Below are 22,138 nucleotides of genomic sequence, written 5' to 3'. Positions count from 1 at the left end.
CAGCATACGAGCGACGGCCCCGTGGTCCGCGCGGCCGACCGGTCCGTCAGGGGCGGGCTAGGTGGGCCACACCGGTCGGAACTGCACGCTGATGCGTGGGCCGACGGCCTTCTTGGTCTTGGCGATGGCGTGCTCGTGGGTCCGCTGGCAGCTGCCGCCCATCACCAGCAGGTCGCCGTGGCCGAGCGGGAACCGCCGGGTCGTGCCGGTCGAGCGGGACCGCACCGCGAGCGTGCGTGGTGCCCCGAGCGAGAGGATGCCCACCATCGTGTCGCGGTCGATCGTGCGCCCCACGTGGTCGCCGTGCCAGGCGATGCTGTCGTCGCCCGTCCGGTAGAAACACAGCCCCGCCCGGTCGAAGCGCTGCTCGACGGGGGCGCCACGCTCGAGCGCGTAGTACGCGTTGAGGTCGTCTCGAGCCTGGGCGAGCACGGGATCGGGGAGCGCGTCGCCCGCGTCGTAGGAGGAGACGAGCCGGGGCACCTCGACCACCCGGTCGTACATCTGGCGGCGGTCGGCTCGCCACGGCACGTCGGTCACGAGACGTTCGAACAGGGCGTCGGAATTCGACGCCCAGCCCGGGACGACGTCCAGCCAGGCGCCCTCGCCGAGGTCGAGGTGGTCGACTCGCCCGACGAGCGGCGCGAGGTCGGGGCCGTCGGACAGGCCGTCCAGCAGCGAGGCGGTGAAGGGGAGGCTCATGCCGACACCCTACGCCCGATTCGAACACGTGTTCGAACGAGCGGCCGAGGCGTCACCCTCCGGACGAGCCCGCCGGGACCGCGACGCGCTCGGGGGAGACCAGCACCCGCGCGACCCCCTCGACGTCCACGTCCACCAGCCGCCCCGCCCAGGCGTAGACCTGCAGCTCCGCGGCGTGCTCCCAGAGGGCGCGCCCGCTCGAGAGGTCGAACGCGACGAGGGTCGACCGCCCACCCGATGTGCCGTAGGCCAGGGCGTAGCCGACCGTCCGTCCCGCCGCCGCGAGGACGGCTCCGTCGGGCAGCGACAGGCGGGCGCCGGCCGAGCCGCTGGAGCCGTCGAGCGCACGGACCACCACGGGCCCCGGGCCCGCGGCGGTCGCCGTCGCGAAGACGCGGTCGTCGGTCTGGCCGGGCAGGCCGTCGACGGCGGACGAGCTCGACGCCGGGTCGGTCCACCGCACGTCTCCCGTCGCGAGGTCGAGGCAGGTCACCGTCTGCGCGCGCACGTCGGTGACGGCGAGACACGAACGCGTCACCGAGTAGCCGCCCCGGACGTCCCGGTCCGAGCTCCAGAGGCGCTCGCCGTCGGCGGTCAACGCGACGAAGCCGGCGTCGCCTCGTCCCGTGGCCGCGCCTCCTCGGGGGGCGTAGACGACGTCGTCGTGGACGACGTAGCCGATGAGACGGTCGAGCCGTGCCGCCCAGGGGCGCTCGGTACCGGTGGCGAGGTCGACCTGGACCGAGCCGTCGGCCCGCGCGACGACCAACCGGTCGCTCAGTGCGAGGGCGACGCCCGTGGTCGAGGCGGGTCCGCTCCACGTCACGCGGTCGAGGTCACGGGCGTCGCGCAGGTCGTAGCGGTAGACGCCGCCGACGCCCTGCTGCCGACCGGTCACCACGACGGCCCCCACGGTCTGGAACTGGTCCCCGTCACCCGCCGAACCGGTCTCGACCACCTCGACGGGTCGCCCGGTCTCGACGGACAACGTCATCAGCACCTGCTCGCCGTCGACCGACGCCCGGACGAGCACCAGTCCCGCCTCGTGCACCGCCGTCACGGACGAGACGAGGGCCGGGCCGGTCAGGCCGAGCCCGGCGAGGTCGTCGGCGACGTCGTGCACCCAGCGGAAGGTGCCGCGGTCGACGTCGAGCGCTCCGATGCGCGTGCCGACCCCCTGGGTCGGGGTGGCGCAGTCGCCGTCGTTGGCGAATCCGTAGGTCCAGGCCCCGGCCGCGCTCACGAGTGCGAGCCCCTGCGCGACGGGCGTCGCCCGGTAGCGGAGGCACTCGGCGGGGGCCCCGGGGGCGAGAGCGGCACGGAGGTCGACGCGCCACCCGGTGGTGCCGGGTTCCTGCCGGAGGTCGTCGACGGCGATGCCCTGCCACGGCGGGTCCGACCCGTACTCGGGCTGCGTCGGCGCGACCAGCACCGTGGTCGCCAGCGTCGCCAGGACCACGGCGGCGTAGGCCACGGCGAGACGACGCCCCGCCCTCACGACGTCGCCCCGACGCGGGCGGTGTCCACGAGTCGTCGGGCGACCCCCTGGTCGTCGATGCGCACGAGATGACCGCCCCAGAACACCACGGTGCCCGAGGACGAGGTCGCCCACAGCGGCCGACCGTCGTCCAGGTCGAGGGCCGCGACCTCCCGCCCCGACGAGCGTCCGTCCTCAGTCTGCAGGTAGAGCACCGACCGGCCCGCCGCCGCGAGGTCGTCGAGCAGCCCCACGGACGAGCTGAAGCGGGTGTGCCCGTCGGCGCCGTCGAGGGCGAGCAGGCGCGACCCGCCCGACCGCTGCACGACGACGAAGACGTCGGTCGCGCGCTGACCCGGCACGGCCTCGACCGCGAACGGGGCGCCGAGGTCGGTCCTCCAGCGGACCGAGCCGTCGCGGGGATCGAGGCATTCCGCGGCCGTGTCGCCGTCGGTGACGACGACCACGCAGGACGGCGTGACGGCCAGGCGGCGCCCGGAGGTGGGTCGGCTCCAGACGGCCTCCCCGTCCTCGTCGAGCGCCTCGACGGTGCCGTCGGCCCTGGTCCTCTCGATGCCGAAGGCGACGATGCGGCGCCCGTCCCCGGTCGTCACGGGCGAGCCGACGGGCGGCACGGCGATCTCGTCCGGTGAGGCCGCGAAGGGACGTTCCCGGCCCGTGGCGGCGTCGACGAACACGGTCTCACCGCCCCGTGACACGAGGGCGCCGTCGTTCAGCAGCGCCGGAGAACTGCCCGAGTCGACCCCGCCCTCCCACACCGGGTCGGCCAGACGCGAGGCCTCGACGAGTTGGTACCGATCGCCCGACCCGGCGATGCCCGAGAAGGTGCGCAACTGCAGGGGTCCCCGCGAGTCGACGCTCACGCTCGGCAGGTCGCGCCGGCCGCGGGTCGACTCGACGAGCGAGCCGTCGCGCAGGTCGAGGGCGGCCAGCACGGTCGCCCCCGTCGTCTGCGTCTGGACGAGCACGCGACCGGCCGAGGGGACGACCTGCGTCGCGGGGATGCTCAGGGCGTCGGTGTCGGGGACGTCTCGGGCCAGGTCGTGCACCCAGCGGACCGTGCCCGTGGCCGTCTCGACCAGCCCGACGAGGCTCGTGCTCGCCTCGGACGCGTACGAGCGGCAGGCCGGCGCCCCCAGGGCGTCCCCGAAGTCCAGGTCGACCGAGGTGCCGACCGCCACGAGTCCGTCGACCGCGGGGGACGTCCAGAAGTTCAGACAGCGCCGCGGGGCGTCGGGCGCGAGCGTCGCCGCCAGGTCGAGCGTCCAACCGGTCGCGTCCGGCGACCGTCGGAGGTCGTCGACCGCGAGCCCCGTCCACGGACGGCCGTCCCCGTAGTCCGGAGCCACCGAGACCGCCCCGGCGGCCACGAGCGTGGACGCCACCACCAGGGCGCCGAGCACGGCGGCGACGCGACGACCCGGGGAGGCGCGGTGCCAGCGACCGACGACCCGCGCCTCCCCGGGGTGGTCGCGTGCGCGCTCGGGGTGGCTCATGGTCGGCCTCCTCGTCGAGCGCAGCCGTCGTCCGCCCGACGGGTGTCGTCATGCTATTCGGAGCCCTCGTCCCACGCGCTCGCCGCAGCCCCCGGGTGCGCCGGGAATGGCCGCCCTCGGGGCGGGGTTCACCCCACGACCGTCGAGAAACGTGCCGGAGGCACTGGCGTAGACTCCACGGATCATCTTTCCGTCGATACAGGAGAAGGGGCGTGCCCGTGGGTAGGACGCTGGCCGAGAAAGTGTGGGACGACCACGTCGTCGTCAAGGGCGAAGACGGCGCCCCCGACCTTCTCTACATCGACCTCCACCTCGTGCACGAGGTCACCAGCCCCCAGGCGTTCGACGGACTGCGCCAGGCCGATCGGCCGCTGCGTCGCACCGACCTGACGATCGCCACCGAAGACCACAACACGCCCACCCTGGCGATCCACAAGCCGATCGCCGACCTCACCAGTCGCACGCAGATCGAGACGCTCCGTCGCAACACGGCCGAGTTCGGCGTCCGCCTGCACCCGTTGGGCGACGCCGAGCAGGGCATCGTGCATGTCGTCGGCCCGCAGCTCGGGCTGACCATGCCGGGCATCACCGTCGTCTGCGGCGACTCGCACACCTCGACCCACGGGGCCTTCGGCGCCATGGCCTTCGGCATCGGCACCAGCGAGGTCGAGCACGTCATGGCGACGCAGACCCTGCCGCTGAAGCCCTTCAAGACGATGGCGGTCACCGTCGAGGGCACGCTGCGCCCCGGCGTCACCGCGAAGGACATCATCCTCGCCGTCATCGCGCAGATCGGCACCGGCGGCGGGCAGGGCTACGTGCTCGAGTACCGCGGCAGCGCGATCCGCGCCCTCTCGATGGAGGGGCGCATGACGATCTGCAACATGTCGATCGAGGCGGGTGCCCGGGCCGGCATGGTCGCTCCCGACCAGACCACGTACGACTACCTGCAGGGTCGTCCGCACGCCCCCACGGGTGCCGACTGGGACGAGGCGATCGCCTACTGGGACACCCTGCCGACCGACGACGACGCGGTGTTCGACGCCGAGATCTTCCTCGACGCCGACACGCTCGAGCCCTTCGTCACGTGGGGCACCAACCCGGGCCAGGGCGTGTCGCTCAGCGACTCCGTGCCCGACCCCGAGACCGTCGTCGACCCCAACGAGAAGGCCGCGGCGACGCGGGCGCTCGAGTACATGGCCCTCGAGGCCGGCACGCCGATGAAGGCCATCCCGGTCGACGCGGTGTTCATGGGGTCGTGCACCAACAGCCGCATCGAAGACCTCCGTGCGTTCGCGTCGATCATCCGCGGGCGCACCAAGGCCGAGGGCGTGCGCGTCATGGTCGTGCCGGGGTCGGCTCGCGTCCGCCTCGAGGCCGAGGCCGAGGGGCTCGACGAGGTCTTCACCGCCTTCGGTGCCGAGTGGCGCTTCGCCGGGTGCTCGATGTGCCTGGGCATGAACCCCGACCAGCTCGCTCCGGGCGAGCGATGCGCGTCGACCTCGAACCGCAACTTCGAGGGTCGCCAGGGCAAGGGCGGTCGGACGCACCTCGTGTCGCCCCTCGTCGCCGCGGCCACCGCGGTGCGCGGGACGCTGTCCTCGCCGTGGGACCTCCAGGCCGACGACGACGCGGCGGCCTCCACGGCCGTCCGCACGTCCGACGAACCCGTCCTCGCCGACGGCACCGATCGGGCAGGGGTCCGCTGATGCAGAAGTTCACCACCGTCACCGGTGTCGCCGCGCCGCTGAAGCGCTCGAACGTCGACACCGACCAGATCATCCCGGCTCAGTTCCTCAAGCGGGTCACCAAGACCGGCTTCGAGGACGCCCTCTTCTTCGGGTGGCGCAACGACCCCGAGTTCGTGTTGAACCGACCCGAGTTCCAGGGCGCGCGCGTCCTCGTCGCGGGTCCCGACTTCGGCACCGGCTCGAGCCGTGAGCACGCCGTCTGGGCGCTGCGCGACTTCGGCTTCGACGTGATCATCAGTTCGCGGTTCGGCGACATCTTCCGAGGCAACTCCGGCAAACAGGGGCTCCTCGCGGCGGCCGTCGCCGAGGACGACGTCGAGCGCATCTGGGCCGAGATCGACCGGCAGCCGGGCGTCGAGATCACGGTCGACCTCGTGGCGCAGACCGCCACGGTCGGCAGCCTCACCGTCGGATTCGAAGTCGATGCCTACACTAAGTGGCGACTCCTCGAAGGCCTCGACGACATCGGCCTGACCCTCCGCGACGAAGCGGCCATCACAGAATTCGAATCCCGCCGCGCCGCCTGGCGCCCGAAGACATTGCCGGTGAAGTAAGTGAACTCTCTCGTCCAAGACGCAGCAGCAGCAGGTGCCCGTGTGGGGCTCACCTCCGATGAGATCGTCATCCGGGGCGGCAAACCGCTGATCGGTCGCATCGAGGTGCGCGGTGCCAAGAACCTCGCCACGAAGGCCATGGTCGCCGCCCTCCTGGGAGACACCCCCAGCATCCTCAAGGACGTCCCCGACATCAGCGACGTCAACGTCGTCCGCGGCCTCCTCTCGGTCCACGGGGTGCGCATCACCGACCCGGCCCGCGGCGAGATGATCCTCGACCCGTCCAACGTCGAGTCCGCCCACTTCGCCGAGATCGACGCCCACGCCGGGTCGAGCCGCATCCCGATCCTCTTCTGCGGGCCGCTGTTGCACCGCCTGGGCGAGGCGTTCATCCCCGACCTCGGCGGCTGCCGCATCGGCGACCGGCCCATCGACTTCCACCTCGACGCCCTCCGCGCCTTCGGCGCCGTCGTCGACAAGTCGTACAACGGCATCCACCTCACCGCGCCCGACGGGCTCACCGGTGCCAACATCGAGCTGCCCTACCCGAGCGTCGGGGCCACCGAGCAGGTGCTGCTGACCGCGGTCCTCGCCAAGGGCGTCACCGAGTTGCGCAACGCCGCCATCGAGCCCGAGATCATGGACCTCATCGCGATCCTGCAGAAGATGGGCGCCGTCGTCTCGGTCGAGCCGAACCGCGTGATCTTCATCGAGGGCGTCGAGAAGCTCCGCGGCTACACGCACCGGGCGATCAACGACCGCAACGAGGCCGCGAGCTGGGCCTCGGCCGCACTCGCGACCAAGGGCGACATCTTCGTCGAGGGCGCCGACCAGAAAGACCTGATGACGTTCCTCAACGTCTTCCGCAAGGTCGGCGGCGACTTCGACGTCCACGAGGACGGCATCCGCTTCTTCCACCCCGGTGGCGAGCTCAAGCCCGTCGTCGTCGAGACCGACGTCCACCCCGGGTTCATGACCGACTGGCAGCAGCCGCTCATCGTCGCCCTGACGCAGGCGCAGGGCACCTCGGTCGTGCACGAGACGGTCTACGAGAACCGCTTCCAGTTCACCGAGGCCCTCAACGACATGGGCGCCGACATCACGGTGCACAAGGACGGACTGCCCGACCACGACCGTCGCGTCGCGCGTCGCGAGTTCGAGCAGGCCGCGGTCATCAACGGACCGACGGCCCTGCACGGTGCCGACATCCGCGTTCCCGACCTGCGGGGCGGCTTCAGCCACCTCATCGCGGCCCTGACCGCCGAGGGCGAGTCCAAGATCAGCAACGTCGGCATCATCAGCCGCGGCTACGAGCACTTCATCGCGAAGCTGCGCAAGCTGGGCGCCGACTTCGACTTCAAGGGCTGATCGGCCGGTGTCGACAGCCGACCCCGACGCTCCCGTCGTCCCGGTCCCGGCGCGGAGGCGTCGCAAGGAGAAGGGTGCGTTCTTCCGCGTCCTCGCGACTCCGGCGGCACCGCTCTTCGACCTGATGGCCCGGATCGACATCGTCGACGGCGACAAGCTGCCGGCCGAGGGTGCGTTCGTGCTGACCCCGAACCACTACACGAACATCGACCCGGTGGTCGTGGGCCGTGTGATGTGGTCTCTCGGGCGGGTGCCGCGCTTCCTCGCGAAGGCGTCCCTCTTCCGGGTCCCCGTCTTCGGTCGCATGATGCACGCGATGGGGCACATCCCCGTCGAGCGGGCGGGTCGCACCCACGACCACGACCCCCTGGCGGCCGGGCGTCTGCTCGTCGCCCGGGGTGGTGGCGTGATCGTCTACCCCGAGGGCACCCTCACCCGCGACCCCGACCTCTGGCCCATGAAGGGCAAGAGCGGTGCCGTGCGCCTCGCCCTCGCCGCCGGGGTGCCGCTCGTCCCGATGGCGCACTGGGGCAGTCAGCACCTCATGGGTCGCTACTCGAGTCGGCTGCACGCCTTCCCCCGGAAGCGCATCACCGTCGTGATCGGCGACCCCGTCGACCTCTCGGCCTTCCGCGATCGTCCCCTCGACCAGGCCTCGGTCACGGCCGCCACCGCCCTGGTGATGGACGCCGTCACCGAGCTGGTCGAGCGGCTGCGGGGCGAGAGGGCACCCGCCGAACGCTGGAACCCCACCAAGAACCACCAGAAGGAGACAGGCCGCTTTGAGTAGCTCCGAGTCACGCGAAGGCGCCATCGAGGCCCTCGGAGAAGGGGCGGTCACGACCGAGGCGATCTCGATCGTCATGCGCGACTCGATCCCGCGCCGGGTCGCCGTCCTGGGGTCGGGCAGCTGGGGCACGACCTTCGCCAAGGTCCTCGCCGAGGGGGGCGCGGACGTCACGCTCTGGGCCCGCCGTCCCGAGGTGGCCCGCGAGATCACCGAGAGCAAGCGCAACAGCGACTACCTGCCGGGCATCAACCTGCCCCGCACCCTCGTCGCCACCCCCTCGGTCGAACAGGCTCTGGCGGGTGCCGAGCAGGTCTACCTGTCGGTCCCCAGCCAGACGCTCCGCGACAACCTGACCGCCATCCGCGGCATGGTCCCGTCCGGCGTGCCGGTCGTCAGCCTGATGAAGGGCGTCGAGAAGGCCACCGGGTTGCGCATGAGCGAGGTGATCGAGGCCGAGCTCGGCATCGACCGCGACCTGATCGCCGTCGCGTCGGGGCCCAACCTCGCCCTCGAGATCGCGAAGCGGCAGCCCACGGCCGCGGTCGTGTCGTCGTACAGCCTCGACACGGCGACCCTGGTCGCGGCCACCGCCACCAACCCGTACTTCCGTTCGTTCGTCAACACCGACGTGATCGGCACCGAGTTCGGCGGGGTCCTCAAGAACCTGATCGCCGTCGCCATCGGCATCGTCGACGGCGTGGGGTACGGCGAGAACACCAAGGCCTCGATCATCACGCGCGGGCTGGCCGAGATGACCGCGTTCGCGGTGTCGTTCGGGGCCAAGGCCGAGACCCTCGCCGGCCTCGCCGGCCTGGGCGACCTCATCGCCACGTGCGAGTCGCCCCTCTCGCGCAACAACACCGCGGGACGACTGCTCGGGCAGGGATACGCCTTCGGCGACGTCGTGCGCCAGATGAACCAGACCGCCGAGGGACTGGCCTCGGTCGCTCCGATCCTCGAACTCGCGCGGTCCCGCGGCGTCGACATGCCCATCGTCCAGCAGGTGGCCGAGGTGCTCGCCGGTACACTCGACCCGCGCAACATCGCCCCGCACCTGACCGAGACGGACGAGCCGCAGGGCGAGTGACCGCTGGTCGGCCGTGCCGGGGCGCGTGACGACCAGAGCCCGCCCACCGCGGGTCGGCCCGCGGGCCGTGACACCGACGAAAGGCCCCTCATGGCGAGCACCGAGCCCACCACGACCCCGCGCGTCGCCGCGAACGACGCCTCGTCCGTCGGTGCCTCGACACCCGGGGTGGCGAAGACCGTCGTGGTCGTCCTCTTCGGCGGCCGCTCGAGCGAGCACTCGATCAGCTGCGCGACGGCCGGGGGAGTCCTCTCGGCGATCGACCGCTCCCGCTACGACGTGGTGCCCGTGGGCATCACCGTCGAGGGGGCGTTCACGCTCCAGCCCGACGACGCGGCACGGTTCGAGCTCGACGCCGAGACGCTGCCGACCGTCGTCGACAACGGCACCCGCGTCCACTGGCCCGAGTCGTCCACCACCCGCGAGCTGACCGTCACCGAGCCCGACGGCACGACGCGCCTGCTGGGCGAGGTGGACGTGGTGTTCCCGATCCTGCACGGTCCGTTCGGCGAGGACGGCACGGTGCAGGGCCTGCTCGAGCTGACCGGGCTGCCCTACGTCGGCGCGGGCGTGCTCGCCTCGTCGCTCGGCATGGACAAGCACTTCACCAAGACCGTGCTGCAGGCCGCCGGCGTGGTCGTCGCCCCCTGGCGCACCGTGCGTCGTCGGGACTGGGACGCCGCACCCGAGCGCGTGGCCGCCGACGTCGAGGCGCTCGGTTACCCGATGTTCGTCAAGCCCGCCCGAGCCGGATCGAGCGTGGGGGTGTCGCGCGTCGACTCGCCCGCCGGCCTCCCGGCGGCCATGCGGAAGGCCTTCGCCGAGGACCACAAGGTGCTCGTCGAGTCCGCGGTCGTCGGCCGCGAGATCGAGTGCGCCGTGCTCGGCGGACGCGACGGCGCGCCTCCCCGCACCTCGGTCGCGGGCGAGATCGTCCTCGCCGGCGACACGTTCTACGACTTCGAGTCGAAGTACCTCGGCGCCCCCGGGGCCGACCTGGTCTGCCCCGCCGACCTCGCACCCGGCGACCTGACCGAGATGCAGCGTCTCGCCGCTCTGGCCTTCGAGGCCATCGACGGCACCGGCCTCGCCCGCGTCGACTTCTTCTTGACCGACGACGGCTGGGTCGTCAACGAGGTCAACACGATGCCCGGCTTCACGCCCATCTCGATGTTTCCCGCCTGCTGGCTCGCGAGCGGACTCAGCTACCCCGAGCTGATCGACGAGCTCATCGCCCTCGGCCTCGAGACCGAGCGCTGACGGAGCCCGTCCGTCCCGGCCACCGGGCCTACGGCGTGGGTGTCGCCGACGGGTCGTCGGCCGATCCGGCCGAGCCCGGCAGGTCGCCCGCACCGACGCACTCCTTGCCGTCGTTCGGCAGGTAACCGACCGAGTCGGCCAGGTCGCGCAGCACGTTGCCGCCGTTCGCCTTGGTGGTGTCGACGATCACCTGAACGCCCGGCTCACGGCCGTACGTGGTGAGGATCGAGGTGTCGGCGTCGTCGGGGTCCTGGTCGACGAGCCAGTCCACGCCCTGGATGTCGTAGCAGGGCAGGTCGGACACGGCGGGCGTCTCGACGCCGCAGTGCAGCAGCACGCTCGTCGGCGAACCCCAGGCGCCCGTCGCCTGCGCGTCGGTCTCGCGGCGGTCCTGACCGTCGTCGACGACCTCGGGCAGGTGGACGGTGACCTGCGCGCAGGCCGGGTCGTTCGCCCCCGCGGCGGGCTGCATCGGGACCGCTTGCGAGCAGCCGACGAGCGTCGTCGCGAGACCGGCCCCGACGAGCACGAGGGCCGGGACGCGAAGGCGGGGACGGAGGCGCGCGGTGAGGCGCGAGGACGGGTTCGACATCGCATCCAGGCTACCGTTCAGCACATGGAACGACGCTCCACGGACCCCCGCCCGGACGACGCCGACACCGTCGAGGGCGTCGGCGAGCTCGCCACCCTCGCCCGCATCCTGCCCCGCCTGCCCCGCGGCGACGACACGCTGCTCGGTCCCGGTGACGACGCCGCCGTCGTCGCGGCGCCCGATGGTCGGTTCGTCGTGACGACCGACCTCATGGTGCACGGCCCCGACTTCCGGCGCGCGTGGTCGACGTCGTACGACCTCGGTTGGAAGGCCGCGGCGTCGAACCTGTCCGACGTCGCGGCGATGGGCGCTCGGCCCACGGCGCTGGTGGTCGCCCTCGCGGTGCCCGGCGACACGGGCGTCACCGAACTCGAGGCCTTCGCGGACGGTCTGCGCGCGGGTTGTTCCGTGATGGCCCCGGGCGCGGGGGTCGTCGGCGGCGACCTCTCGGTGTCGCCGACCTTCACGGTCGCGGTGACGGCGTTCGGTGACCTCGAGGGGCGCGCGCCCGTGCGGCGGGACGGGGCGCGCGTCGGCGACGTCGTCGCCGTGTCGGGCGCGCTCGGCCGCTCGGCGCGGGGGCTCGACCTGCTGTTCCGTCTCGGCGTCGACCACGACGGGTCGCCCGACACCGCCGCGGCCGCCGCCCTGCGCGAGCGCGACCCGGACGTCGGCTGGCACCTCGCCCCGACCCCGCCCGTGGCCGACGGCCGCTCGGCGGCGCTCGCAGGGGCGACCGCCATGCTCGACCTGTCGGACGGCCTCGCCCTCGACGCCGGTCGGGTGGCCCGCGCCAGCGGTGTCGTGGTCGACCTGTGGGGCCCTGCCCTCGGCGACGACCCACGGCTCGCGCTCTCGGGTGGTGAGGACCACTCCCTGTTCGCCACGTTCCCGCCCGACGTGGCGTTGCCCGGTGGGTTCCGCGCCGTCGGCACGGTCCGTGACCCGGCAGGAGGCGCGCCCCGCGTCACCGTCGACGGTTCCGAACCCGGCGAGGCCGGCGGGTGGGACCCGTACCGCCTGTGGTCGGGGGCGCAGGGCTGACGAGCCGACCCGCGCCTCCTGCGGGGGTCAGTCGCGCAGCGCGAACCAGACGGTCGTGTCGCCGTACTGCTTCTTCACGTCGAGGGTGAGGCCCTCGGGCCAGCCCGGTTCGCCGTCGCGCGAGGCGCGTTCGACGACGACGAGGGCCTGCGCGTCGAGCGAGGGCAGCAGGGCCGTGAGGTCGGCGGTGAGGTCGGCGGCCGACAACTCGTAGGGCGGGTCGAAGAAGACGAGGTCGACGAGCGCCGAACCGCCCTCGAGGTAGGACCGCACGGGCTGGGTCACGACGTCGACGCGCGGGGGAGTGCCGCGCGGCGGGCGGGGAGCCCGGGCGAGCACCGACTCGACGTTGCGACGCAGCACCTTCGCGGCGGCCGGGGCCTTCTCGACCAGCACGACCGAGGCGGCTCCTCGCGACGCGGCCTCGAGCCCGAGGCCGCCCGTCCCGGCGTAGAGGTCGAGCACGCGCCGGCCCCGGATCTCGTCGCGCGCGTCGAGCGACGAGAACAGCGCCTCGCGGACCCGGTCGCTCGTGGGCCGCGTCCCGACCTTGGGGACGACGAGCGAGAGGTTGTCGGCGAAGCCGGAGATGATGCGGGACATGGGGTCAACCTTGCCAGGTCGTCACCCGCCACCCGTCGCCCGTCGGGTTCGAGCATCCCGACAACGCGCGACCGTCGACTCCCGCGCCCGGTCGTCGGACCTGCACAACCGAGTTGTCGCCACCCGCCCGCGTCGGCAGCATCGGGTCCCATGACCAGCGTCGATCGCACCGTGAGGCCCTCGTTCACCAAGTCGCTGTTCGCGGGGCGCATCGCCTCCGAACTCGCCTTCCCGTACCCGCACATGACGGCGGCCGAGAAGTCCCGGGTCGAGACGGTGTCCGCGTCCGCCCGCGAGGTGCTCGACGGCTACGACCCGCTGAAGGCGGAACGCGAGGGGTGGATCGGCGACGACCTGGTGCGCGAGCTGGGCGAGCGGGGCCTGATGGGACTCTTCGTCTCCGAGGAGTACGGCGGTCTCGGACTCGGCCAGAGCGCCTACTGCCGCGTGTACGAGGAGTTCGGTCGGGTCGACGGCACCCTGGCCACGGTGATGGGGGTGCACCAGTCGATCGGCACCAAGCCGCTGCACCTCTTCGGCACCGACGACCAGAAGGCCCGCTGGCTGCCCGACCTGGCGAGCGGCCGCAAGCTCGCGGCGTTCGTGCTCACCGAGCCGAACGTGGGCAGCGACGCCTACGCGCTCGAGACCCGGGCCGAGCGGCAGAGCGACGGCAGCTGGCTCCTGAACGGAGAGAAGCGGTGGATCGGCAACGGCGACAAGGACGTCCTGACGGTCTTCGCGCAGAGCGACCTCGGGCACGTCGCGCTGATCGTCGAGAAGGGCATGGAGGGGCTGAGCGCCGGCCCGCGGTTCGAGACGCACGGCCTCAAGGCCAACCACCTGCAGCGCGTGCACTTCAAGGACGTCCGCGTGCCCGCCGAGAACCTGCTGGGCGAGCCCGGTGACGGCTTCCGCATCGCCGTCAACACGCTCAACAACGGTCGCATGTCGATGGGCACGGCCATCGCGGGCGGCATGAAGCGGTTCCTCGAGCTGAGCCTCGAGCACACGGAGGCGCGGCACCAGTTCGGACGACCGCTCGCGGACTTCGAGATGGTCGGCGACAAGCTCGCGTGGATGACCCAGCAGATCTACGGCGTCGAATCGATGTCGTACCTGACCACGGGCCTCGTCGACCGCGGCGACACCGACTTCGCCCTGGAGTCCGCCCTGACCAAGGTCGCGGCGAGCGACACCGGCTGGTACGCCCTCAACCGGGCCGTCCAGCTGCACGGCGGCGAGGCGTACATGGAAGGTCACCCGCTGTCGAAGGCCCTGCGCGACTTCCGGATCTTCCCGATCTTCGAGGGGGCCAACGACGTCCTCCGCGCGTTCGTCGCCCTCAACGGGCTCAAGACGCTCAGCGAGGAACTGCCCGACGTGGCGTCGCTCCGCATCGGCGACCCGGGGCGGGCGCTCGGGGTGCTCGCGCCGTACGTCGCGGGCCGCGTCCAGCGTCGCATCCGGCCCGAACGGCCGGTCGGGGTCCATCCCGCGCTCGCCAAGCAGGCCGCCGAGCTCGGCGACCAGGTCTCGCGACTGCGCGAGCGCACCGAGGGCGCGCTCCGCAAGCACGGCAAGAAGGTGCAGGAGAAGCAGCTCGTGCAGAAGCGCCTCGCCGACGCGGCGAGCGGCATCTACGCGCAGACGGCCGTCCTGTCCCGCGCCTCGACGGCCCTCCAGGAGGCGCGGGCCGACTCCGACGCGGAGCGTCACCTCGCCGTCGGCTTCTGCAAGCAGTCCGCGCGCGGGGTGGGGCGGCAGCTGAGGGCCCTCGAGGTCAACGACGACGGGCAGGGGGCCGACCTCGCGAAGGCGACCCGCGCCTCCGGCGGGTACTCCTTCACCCTCTGACGCCGGGAGGCGCGTCCGCCGGGGGCGGGCGCTGTCGGGGGCGCGCGCTAGCGTGGTGTGCGTGCCCGACTCACCCCTCGACGCGTCGCTGGCCGGGGCCCTCGGCGGCCGGACGGCCACCGCCCTGCAGAAGGCCTTCGGCCTGCGCACGGTCGGCGACCTGCTGACGCACTTCCCTCGGCGCTATGCCCGCCGGGGCGAGCTCACGGCCCTCGACCAGCTGCCGCTCGGCGAGTCCGTCACCATCGTGGCCCAGGTGCTCGACGTCCGCGAACGCACGATGCGGGCCCGGCGCGGGTCGATCCTCGAGGTGCGCATCGGCGACGGCCAGGGCATCCTCACGCTCACCTTCTTCAACCAGGCCTGGCGGGCGAAGGACCTCGTGCCCGGCGCCCGCGGCATCTTCGCGGGCAAGGTCGGCGACTACCGGGGGCTCCGTCAGCTCGCGCACCCCGACTACGAGCTCTTCGACGCCTCGCACGAGGCCGTCGCCGGGGTCGGCGACCAGCAGGCCCAGAAGTGGGCGAAGCAGCCCATCCCGATCTACCCGGCCAGCGCCTCCGTGGCGTCCTGGCAGGTGCAGAAGTCGGTCGAGGTGCTGCTCGACGGACTGCCGCCGATCGACGACGCGGTGCCGGCGTCGGTCCGGTCCGAGCTCGACCTCATGCCCGTGTCCGAGGCGTACGAGCGCATCCACCGGCCCGAGAGCGATCGTGACCACCTCACGGCTCGTGACACCCTGCGGTTCGACGAGGCCTTCGTGCTGCAGAGCGCGCTGCTCCAACAGCGGGCCCTCGTGCGTCGATCGGCCGCGACCCCCCGTCGTGCCGCCCCCGACGGCCTGCTCGCCGTCTTCGACGCGGCCCTGCCGTTCGAGCGGACGGGTGACCAGCGCCTGGTCGGCGACGAGATCACCCGCGACCTCGAGGCCGAGGTGCCCATGAACCGCCTCGTGCAGGGCGAGGTCGGCTCGGGCAAGACCCTCGTCGCCCTCCGGGCGATGCTCGCCGTGGCCGAGAGCGGTGGGCAGTCGGCCCTGCTGGCTCCGACCGAGGTGCTCGCGGCTCAGCACCTGCGGTCGATCACGGCCACCCTCGGGCCCGACCTCGCCGCCCGACTGCGCCCGACCCTGCTGACCGGCCAGATGACGGTGGCCCAGCGCAAGAAGGCACTGCTCTCCATCGTCAGCGGGCAGGCGCACGTCGTGGTGGGCACCCACGCACTGATCAGCGAGGCCGTCGAGTTCTTCGACCTCGGCCTCGTCGTCGTCGACGAGCAGCACCGCTTCGGCGTCGACCAGCGCGAGGCGCTCCGCAAGAAGGGTGCCACGCCGCCGCACGTTCTCGTCCTCACGGCGACGCCGATCCCACGCACCGTGGCCATGACGGTCTTCGGCGACCTCGACGTCTCGACCATCGCCGAGCTGCCGAAGGGCCGTCAGCCGATCGAGTCGTTCGTCGTCCCCCTGGCCGACCACCCGACCTGGGGCGGCCGCATCTGGCAACGTTCGGCCGAAGAGGTCGCGAAGGGGCGACAGGTCTTCGTCGTGTGCCCGGCGATCGACGCGGTGACGGCCGAGCCGGGTGACCCGCCCGACGCCGAGGTCGCGCCCGGTGACGACCCCGACGGTGCCGAGCCCTCCGACGCACCGGCGCCGGAACGCGCCAGCGTCGAGGGGGTCATGGCCCGGGTGCCCACCATCCCCGTGTTGCAGGGCCTGCGGGTCGAGCCCCTGCACGGCCGCATGTCGTCCGACGAGAAGGACGACGTCATGCGCCGCTTCGCGGCCGGTGACATCGACGTCCTCGTCGCGACGACGGTCGTCGAGGTGGGGGTCGACGTGCCGAACGCCTCGACCATGGTCGTGCTCGACGCCGACCGCTTCGGCGTCTCGCAGCTCCATCAGCTGCGCGGCCGCGTCGGCCGTGGCGGCCACCCGGGCCTCTGCCTGCTCGTCACCCACGCGGCGGCCGACACCGTGGCCCGCGAGCGGGTCGACGCGGTCGCGGCCACACTCGACGGCTTCGAGCTCGCGCAGGTCGACCTCGACCTGCGCCGAGAGGGCGACGTGCTCGGCAACCTCCAGTCGGGCGGCCGCTCGTCGCTCCGGCTGCTGAGGGTCGCCCGCGACGGCGACCTCATCGGACTCGCCCGCGAGCACGCGGCCGAGGTCCTCGACGCCGATCCCCGCCTGGTCGACCACCCCGCCCTCGCCGCCGCCATCGCGCGGCGCCTCGACGACCGGGGCCGCGAGGCCATGGGCAAGAACTGAGCCGGTGGTGACGCGTGACGCGTCCTCGACCCGGTCCTCGCCCTGGGCATCCGTCCGGGGTCGGCGGGCTACAGTGACCGGATGAGCAGGATCGCCGTCGTCCCGGGTTCGTTCGACCCGGTGACCCTCGGTCACGTGGACGTGATCGCCCGGGCCGCCAACATCTTCGACGAGGTCCACGTCCTCGTGGTGCACAACCCCGAGAAGAGCGCGTTGTTGCCCCTGGCGCAGCGGGTCTCGTTGCTCACCGAGTCGCTCCGGGCGGCGGGGCTGCCCGACACCGTCACGGTGCACAGCTGGAGCGTCGGGTTGCTCGTCGACTACTGCACCGAGGTCGGGGCGAGCGTGCTCGTCAAGGGCATCCGCTCGCAGGTCGACGTCGCCTACGAGACCCCGATGGCGATCATGAACCGCAGTCTGGCCGGTGTCGAGACCGTCTTCCTGCTGCCCGATCCCGCCCACGCGCACGTGTCGAGCTCGCTGGTGCGACAGGTGGCCTCGCTCGGCGGCGACGTATCGCCCTACGTGCCGGCGGCCGTCGCCGCCTACCTCAGCACGACCTGACCCCGACCCCACCCGACGAGGACGCCGCGATGACCACGACCAACGACCACACCGTCGAGCCCGCCGCCGTCCGGGCGGCCGGCTCCGGTCCCACGATGTCGCTCGACGAGGTCCAGCAGCGGGCACGGGGCGTCCTCGAGGCCGTGGCCACCGTCATCGACGGCAAGGACGGCGCCATCTCGACGGCGCTCACCGTGTTGCTCGCCGAGGGCCACCTGCTGATCGAGGACGTCCCCGGCGTCGGCAAGACCCAGCTCGCCCGAGCGCTTGCCAAGGCCGTCGACGCGACCGTGACCCGCATCCAGTTCACCCCCGACCTGCTGCCGAGCGACATCACGGGCGTCTCGGTCTACGACCGGCAGAGCGGCGGCTTCGAGTTCAAGCCCGGTCCGGTCTTCGCCAACGTCGTCATCGGCGACGAGATCAACCGTGCCTCGCCGAAGACGCAGTCGGCGCTGCTCGAGAGCCTCGAAGAGCGCCAGGTGACGGTCGACGGCATCACGCATCCCCTCCCGTCGCCCTTCCTCGTCGTGGCGACGCAGAACCCCGTCGAGATGGAGGGCACCTACAACCTGCCCGAGGCCCAGCGCGACCGGTTCATGGCCCGCATCTCGCTGGGGTACCCGGACGCCCGCAGCGAGCTGCGCATGCTGCAGCAACGCGAGCGGGTCAGCCCTCTCGACACCCTGCGCCCGCTGGTGTCGCTCGACGAGCTCACGCGCATGATCGCCGCAGTCCGCACCGTCTACACCGCCCAGGCCGTCGAGGAGTACGCCGTGCGGATCGTCCAGGCGACCCGGGTCCACCCCGACGTGCGGCTCGGGGCCAGTCCCCGCGCGACCCTGCAGCTCATGCGCGCGGCGAAGTCCTGGGCCGCGCTCAACGGCCGCGGCTACGTGGTCCCCGACGACGTCGACGCCCTCTCCGGTCCCGTCCTCGGTCACCGGGTGATCCTCGCCGGTCGAGCCGGTGCCGGTGCCGCCTCGGCGGCCTACGACCTCGTGGCCGAGATCGTCGAGCAGACCGCCGTCCCGCTCGGCGACGCGGCCGACGCGCGCTGACCATGGGACGGGGTGGGGTCCCCAGGCCGACCGGCCGTGGCGTCGGCGTGCTCGCCGCCGGGGTGCTGGTCGTGCTCGTGGGCTGGCTGCTCCAGGCCCCCGCCCTCGTCTTCGCCGGCACGACCCTGGTCGTGCTCATCGTGGCCGTCACGATCTCCTTGCTGTTCCGCACGGCCGACGTGCGGGTCACCCGTCGCTTCACTCCCGACCGGGGCGTCGCGGGGTGGTCCGCCGTCGAGACGGTCGCGGTCCTCCCTCGTGGGGGGCGGACCTCCGGCACCGTGCGGGTCCGCGAACAGCTGCCGTTCGGACGACTGTCCGATGCCGAGGCCGCAGCCGTCCTGCTGGTGCCGGGCCGCGCCTCCTCGGCGGTCTTCCGCCACCACGACCTGCCGCGCGGCCGACACCGCATCGGCCCGCTGCACGTCGACCTCGTCGAGTCGTACGGCGTGGCCCGTCGACGGGTCGTGGCCGCCGGCGTGGCGGAGTTCGTCGTGGTGCCCGAGGTCGTCGAGGTGGGACTCGGCCGCGAGTCCCGTGCGCTGGGCGACGGGTCGAGGCGCCAGCGCGAGCACAGCCTGGCCGGCGGCGAGGACGATCCGGTCACCCGCGAGTACCGCCGGGGCGATCCGATGCGACGGGTGCACTGGAAGGCCACGGCGCGGCACGGCGAGCTCATGGTCCGGCAAGAAGAGCAGCACGGCCTGCCGAGTGCGCGGGTCGTCATCGCCGTCGCGGCCGAGGGATGGCCGGACGCCCGTCCGACCCTGCCCCCGACGAGCAGGGTCGGGGTCAGGGCGGCGACGGCCGCGATTCCTCTCGTCAGCGACGCCTTCGAATGGGCGGTGTCGTTCGCCGCGACGGTCGCGGTCGAGGTGGGCCACGCGGGCTCGGCGACCCTGCTGACGACACCCGGCGGCACGCTCGTCGCCCGGCACGATCCCGACTCGACCACGATGTTCCTCGACGACCTCGCCGACCTGCGGCTCGACGACGCGCCCGGGGCGCCCGCTCCGGCCCCGTCACCCCGGGAGCCCGTCGTGGCGGTCGTCTCCGGGCTGGGCCGACCCGACCTCGACCTGCTCGTCGCCTCGAGGGCCCCCGGATCGTCGGCGGTCGCGGTCGTCGTCACAGCCGCGCTGCCCCTCGGCGCCGGCCTGACCTCGCGACCCACCCGCCCCGCCGACGGTCGTGCTCGGGCCGACGACCGCGTGCTGACCCCCGACGAGGTCGCCGGTGCGCTGCGTGACTCGGGCTGGCGGGTCGTCGAGACCGACTCGAGCGTCGACGTCGGCCGCCTGATCACGACGTCGGGAGTCCTCGATGACTGAGTCGCCGACCCGCACGGGGTTCTTCGGTGCCGAGCCCGCGGGCGCCGTCCGCGGGCAGACCACGGCCCTGCTCTGGCTCGTGCTCGTCCTGTCGCTCGCGAGCCTGCACCCCGTCTTCGTCGGGATCGGCTGGTGGGTGGCCGGGGCCGTGGTGGCCGCCGTCGTGCTGGGCGGTTCCCTCGTCGTGCGGGCGCTGGGGGGCGCCTCCTGGCTGGGCGTCGTCGGTGGGGCGGTGCTGGGCGCCCTCGTCACGACGGCGTTCGCCTCGGGCGGCACGGCCCTGCTGGGGGTCGTGCCGACGGGGTCCACCTTCGCGCGCCTCCCCGAGCTGTCCGCGCAGGCGAACGCGGCGATCGTCGAGGGCTCGGCCCCCGTCGAGGTCAACGACGGCCTGCTGGTCACGGTCGCCCTCTCGGTGCTCGTCGTCGCCGTCGTCACCGACCTGCTGTCGTCGGTGGGGCAGCTGCCGGTCGTGACCGGGGTCTTCCCCGCCCTCGTGCTGGCGGTGCCGACCTTCGTCCCGGGCGTCGTCACGAGCTGGCCCTGGGTGGTGGCCACCGTGCTGGCCTTCCTGGTGCTGCTGATGGTGTCCACCGGCCGACGACCCTCGCGCGCCGGCCTCGTCGGAGCCGCCGCGTCGGTCGCCGTGGCGGGGTTGCTGACGGCCGTCGTCCCGCTCGCGGGCGTGGCGCCGCTGACCGGTTCGGGCACCGGGACCGGACTCGCGACCGGCGTCAACCCGATCATCGACCTCGGCGACGACCTCCGGCGGGGTGCCCCGGTCACCGTCCTGTCGTACCGGACCGACGACCCGCAGGGCAACTACCTCAAGCTCGTCGACCTCGTCGACTTCTCGGGCCGCACCTGGAGCCCCGCCGACGTGCCGCTCGACCCGCTCAACACGCTCGACGCGCTGCCCGACGCTCCCGGCATCGACCCCGGCACCGCTCGACGCGACGTCACGACCGACGTCACGATCGGGGCGCTCCGCAGCCCGTACCTGCCCGTGCCGGTGCCGCCCGCGACCATCGAGGGCCTGGACGACGGGTGGCGGTTCGTCGACGAGAGCGGCGTCACCGTCCGCAGCGATTCCGAGGGCACGCAGGGCCTCGAGTACGAGGTGACGAGCCGGCCCGTCGATCCCAGCCCCGAGCAGGTCGTCGCCTCGCTCGACGACACGGGGCCCGACATGGCGCCCTATCTCTCGGTGGACGAGGTGCCGCAATCCGTCACCGACCTCGCGGCGCAGGTGACGGCCGGTTCGGCGAACCCCTTCGACGCGGCCGTCGAGCTGCAGGACTTCTTCCGCGACGGCGACTTCACCTACTCGGAGGACACCCCGGTCGAGCGCGGCTACGACGGCAGCGGCCTCGACGCGATCGAGACGTTCCTGCAGGTCCGCAGCGGGTACTGCGTGCACTTCGCCTCGGCGATGGCCGTCATGGCGCGGACGTTGGGCATCCCGTCGCGGGTGGCCGTGGGCTTCCTGCCGGGCGACCTGCAGGGCGTCGGCGACGACGCCGCGTTCCGGGTCAGCAGCGACGACCTGCACACCTGGCCCGAGCTGTACTTCGCCGGGCTCGGCTGGGTCCCCTTCGAGCCGACCGTCGGCCTCGGCGCCCCGCAGCAGTACCTGCAGCAGACCGGCGTCGAACCGAGCGACGTCCCGAGCGACGACGCCAGCACCTCGCCCGACGCGAGCACGGCGCCCTCGGCGTCGGCCGCCCCGACGAGCGCGGCCCCGGGCGCGAGTGCCACGCCGACGTCCACCGCCTCCGGCCAGGGAACCGGCGTCGGTGCCGTGCCGACGATCGCCCTGTCGGTGCTCGCGGCGCTCGCGCTGGCGGCCCTCGTCGTCCCCTCGGGGCTGCGGGCCGGTCGCCGTCGCCGCCGCCTGTCGGCGTCGCCACCCGACCTGGCCCTGCACGCCTGGCACGAGGTGGTCGACACCGCTCGCGACCTCGGCGTCCCGGTGACGGCCACGATGACCCCTCCGGCTGTCGTCGACCTGCTGGCGCAGCGACTCGCGGCTCTCGGCGACGGTGCCGCGGCGACGACGTCACACGCACCGTCCGCCGGCCGGACGGCCACGGCCCAGGAGGCGCGGGCCGCGTCCGTCGCGCTGCTGGACGCCCTGCAGGCCGAGCGCTTCGGAGCCGAACCGGCCGCCCGACAGGTGCAGGCGGACGCACGTCGGGTCATCGCCGGGCTCCGGGCCTCCTCGTCCGTGGGGCAGCGTCTCACCGCCACGATCGCGCCGCGGTCGCTCGTCGGGGGCACGGAGGCGGCGTCCGGCTCGACGGCGTAA

At 72.9% G+C, this 22,138-nt stretch carries 18 protein-coding genes; 13 read left to right on the top strand and 5 right to left on the bottom strand.

The window, feature by feature from the left end:
• Window positions 1-57 precede the first annotated feature (57 nt).
• Genes QRN23_RS05775 through QRN23_RS05765 form a run of 3 tightly spaced genes read right to left on the bottom strand, consistent with a single transcriptional unit; the run spans window position 58 to window position 3,696 of the window.
• A complete protein-coding gene (locus QRN23_RS05775; RefSeq protein ID WP_056046233.1) occupies window positions 58-702 on the bottom strand; it encodes an alpha-ketoglutarate-dependent dioxygenase AlkB in 645 nt (214 codons plus the stop codon).
• A gap of 52 nt (window positions 703-754) precedes the next feature.
• Window positions 755-2,200 carry a PQQ-binding-like beta-propeller repeat protein gene (locus QRN23_RS05770; protein WP_173151112.1) on the bottom strand — a complete coding sequence of 482 codons (1,446 nt, stop codon included), beginning with the start codon at window positions 2,198-2,200 and terminating at the stop codon, window positions 755-757.
• Window positions 2,197-3,696, bottom strand: coding sequence for an outer membrane protein assembly factor BamB family protein (locus QRN23_RS05765; protein WP_200412230.1), 1,500 nt, complete (start codon window positions 3,694-3,696; stop codon window positions 2,197-2,199). The genes QRN23_RS05770 and QRN23_RS05765 overlap by 4 nt, the downstream gene beginning before the upstream one ends.
• A 218-nt stretch (window positions 3,697-3,914) precedes the next feature.
• Between QRN23_RS05765 and leuC the strand changes: the two genes are divergently transcribed.
• From leuC to QRN23_RS05735, 6 genes are all read left to right on the top strand, one after another.
• The gene (leuC, locus tag QRN23_RS05760) at window positions 3,915-5,405 is read left to right on the top strand and encodes a 3-isopropylmalate dehydratase large subunit (protein ID WP_285063239.1); all 1,491 of its coding nucleotides are present in this window, start codon (window positions 3,915-3,917) and stop codon (window positions 5,403-5,405) included.
• Entirely contained in the window at window positions 5,405-6,001 is a 597-nt protein-coding gene (leuD, locus tag QRN23_RS05755) for a 3-isopropylmalate dehydratase small subunit (RefSeq protein WP_056046227.1), read from the top strand. The genes leuC and leuD overlap by 1 nt, the downstream gene beginning before the upstream one ends.
• A complete protein-coding gene (murA, locus tag QRN23_RS05750; protein WP_043593953.1) occupies window positions 6,002-7,369 on the top strand; it encodes a UDP-N-acetylglucosamine 1-carboxyvinyltransferase in 1,368 nt (455 codons plus the stop codon).
• Window positions 7,370-7,376: 7 nt separating this feature from the next.
• On the top strand, window positions 7,377-8,159 hold the full coding sequence (locus QRN23_RS05745) for a lysophospholipid acyltransferase family protein (protein WP_285062853.1): 783 nt from the start codon (window positions 7,377-7,379) through the stop codon (window positions 8,157-8,159).
• 73 nt (window positions 8,160-8,232) lie between these two features.
• On the top strand, window positions 8,233-9,246 hold the full coding sequence (locus tag QRN23_RS05740) for an NAD(P)H-dependent glycerol-3-phosphate dehydrogenase (RefSeq protein WP_043594016.1): 1,014 nt from the start codon (window positions 8,233-8,235) through the stop codon (window positions 9,244-9,246).
• 168 nt (window positions 9,247-9,414) lie between these two features.
• Window positions 9,415-10,506 carry a D-alanine--D-alanine ligase family protein gene (locus tag QRN23_RS05735; RefSeq protein ID WP_056047669.1) on the top strand — a complete coding sequence of 364 codons (1,092 nt, stop codon included), beginning with the start codon at window positions 9,415-9,417 and terminating at the stop codon, window positions 10,504-10,506.
• 28 nt (window positions 10,507-10,534) lie between these two features.
• Here QRN23_RS05735 and QRN23_RS05730 read toward each other — a convergent pair whose 3' ends face one another.
• A complete protein-coding gene (locus QRN23_RS05730) occupies window positions 10,535-11,098 on the bottom strand; it encodes a DUF3515 family protein (protein ID WP_159826255.1) in 564 nt (187 codons plus the stop codon).
• Window positions 11,099-11,122: 24 nt separating this feature from the next.
• Between QRN23_RS05730 and thiL the strand changes: the two genes are divergently transcribed.
• Window positions 11,123-12,142 carry a thiamine-phosphate kinase gene (gene thiL / locus QRN23_RS05725; RefSeq protein WP_159826257.1) on the top strand — a complete coding sequence of 340 codons (1,020 nt, stop codon included), beginning with the start codon at window positions 11,123-11,125 and terminating at the stop codon, window positions 12,140-12,142.
• Between the two features lie 27 nt (window positions 12,143-12,169).
• Here the strand turns inward: thiL and rsmD are convergent, their stop codons facing one another.
• Window positions 12,170-12,745: a 16S rRNA (guanine(966)-N(2))-methyltransferase RsmD gene (rsmD, locus tag QRN23_RS05720; RefSeq protein ID WP_123570363.1), complete on the bottom strand. Its 576-nt coding sequence runs from the start codon at window positions 12,743-12,745 to the stop codon at window positions 12,170-12,172.
• A gap of 150 nt (window positions 12,746-12,895) precedes the next feature.
• Between rsmD and QRN23_RS05715 the strand changes: the two genes are divergently transcribed.
• The 6 genes from QRN23_RS05715 to QRN23_RS05690 all read left to right on the top strand — a co-directional run bounded on the left by QRN23_RS05715 (window position 12,896) and on the right by QRN23_RS05690 (window position 22,138).
• The gene (locus QRN23_RS05715; protein ID WP_285062849.1) at window positions 12,896-14,602 is read left to right on the top strand and encodes an acyl-CoA dehydrogenase family protein; all 1,707 of its coding nucleotides are present in this window, start codon (window positions 12,896-12,898) and stop codon (window positions 14,600-14,602) included.
• 61 nt (window positions 14,603-14,663) lie between these two features.
• Window positions 14,664-16,874 carry an ATP-dependent DNA helicase RecG gene (locus tag QRN23_RS05710; protein WP_200413443.1) on the top strand — a complete coding sequence of 737 codons (2,211 nt, stop codon included), beginning with the start codon at window positions 14,664-14,666 and terminating at the stop codon, window positions 16,872-16,874.
• 81 nt (window positions 16,875-16,955) lie between these two features.
• Window positions 16,956-17,438 (top strand): pantetheine-phosphate adenylyltransferase, encoded by a 483-nt coding sequence (gene coaD / locus QRN23_RS05705; protein ID WP_056046215.1) that lies wholly within the window; start codon window positions 16,956-16,958, stop codon window positions 17,436-17,438.
• 29 nt (window positions 17,439-17,467) lie between these two features.
• Window positions 17,468-18,499 (top strand): AAA family ATPase, encoded by a 1,032-nt coding sequence (locus QRN23_RS05700; protein ID WP_370274447.1) that lies wholly within the window; start codon window positions 17,468-17,470, stop codon window positions 18,497-18,499.
• 2 nt (window positions 18,500-18,501) lie between these two features.
• Window positions 18,502-19,830, top strand: a complete 1,329-nt coding sequence (locus QRN23_RS05695; protein ID WP_123570360.1) for a DUF58 domain-containing protein — start codon at window positions 18,502-18,504, stop codon at window positions 19,828-19,830.
• Entirely contained in the window at window positions 19,823-22,138 is a 2,316-nt protein-coding gene (locus tag QRN23_RS05690; protein ID WP_285062844.1) for a transglutaminase TgpA family protein, read from the top strand. Before QRN23_RS05695 ends, QRN23_RS05690 begins: the two co-directional genes overlap by 8 nt.

It is taken from the genome of Frigoribacterium sp. ME-P-080, from assembly GCF_030209595.1.
Lineage (GTDB): Bacteria > Actinomycetota > Actinomycetes > Actinomycetales > Microbacteriaceae > Frigoribacterium.
Note: the sequence above shows the minus strand (reverse complement) of the source record. Positions and strands in the feature narration are given on the sequence as shown.

Bases quoted from the DNA above. Each gene is read 5' to 3' on its own strand.
- QRN23_RS05775 (WP_056046233.1), bottom strand. From the start codon at position 702: ATGAGCCTCCCCTTCACCGCCTCGCTGCTGGACGGCCTGTCCGACGGC.
- QRN23_RS05765 (WP_200412230.1), bottom strand. From the start codon at position 3,696: ATGAGCCACCCCGAGCGCGCACGCGACCACCCCGGGGAGGCGCGGGTC.
- leuD (WP_056046227.1), top strand. From the start codon at position 5,405: ATGCAGAAGTTCACCACCGTCACCGGTGTCGCCGCGCCGCTGAAGCGC.
- QRN23_RS05740 (WP_043594016.1), top strand. From the start codon at position 8,233: ATGCGCGACTCGATCCCGCGCCGGGTCGCCGTCCTGGGGTCGGGCAGC.
- QRN23_RS05730 (WP_159826255.1), bottom strand. From the start codon at position 11,098: ATGTCGAACCCGTCCTCGCGCCTCACCGCGCGCCTCCGTCCCCGCCTT.
- thiL (WP_159826257.1), top strand. From the start codon at position 11,123: ATGGAACGACGCTCCACGGACCCCCGCCCGGACGACGCCGACACCGTC.
- rsmD (WP_123570363.1), bottom strand. From the start codon at position 12,745: ATGTCCCGCATCATCTCCGGCTTCGCCGACAACCTCTCGCTCGTCGTC.
- QRN23_RS05715 (WP_285062849.1), top strand. From the start codon at position 12,896: ATGACCAGCGTCGATCGCACCGTGAGGCCCTCGTTCACCAAGTCGCTG.
- coaD (WP_056046215.1), top strand. From the start codon at position 16,956: ATGAGCAGGATCGCCGTCGTCCCGGGTTCGTTCGACCCGGTGACCCTC.
- QRN23_RS05700 (WP_370274447.1), top strand. From the start codon at position 17,468: ATGACCACGACCAACGACCACACCGTCGAGCCCGCCGCCGTCCGGGCG.
- QRN23_RS05695 (WP_123570360.1), top strand. From the start codon at position 18,502: ATGGGACGGGGTGGGGTCCCCAGGCCGACCGGCCGTGGCGTCGGCGTG.
- QRN23_RS05690 (WP_285062844.1), top strand. From the start codon at position 19,823: ATGACTGAGTCGCCGACCCGCACGGGGTTCTTCGGTGCCGAGCCCGCG.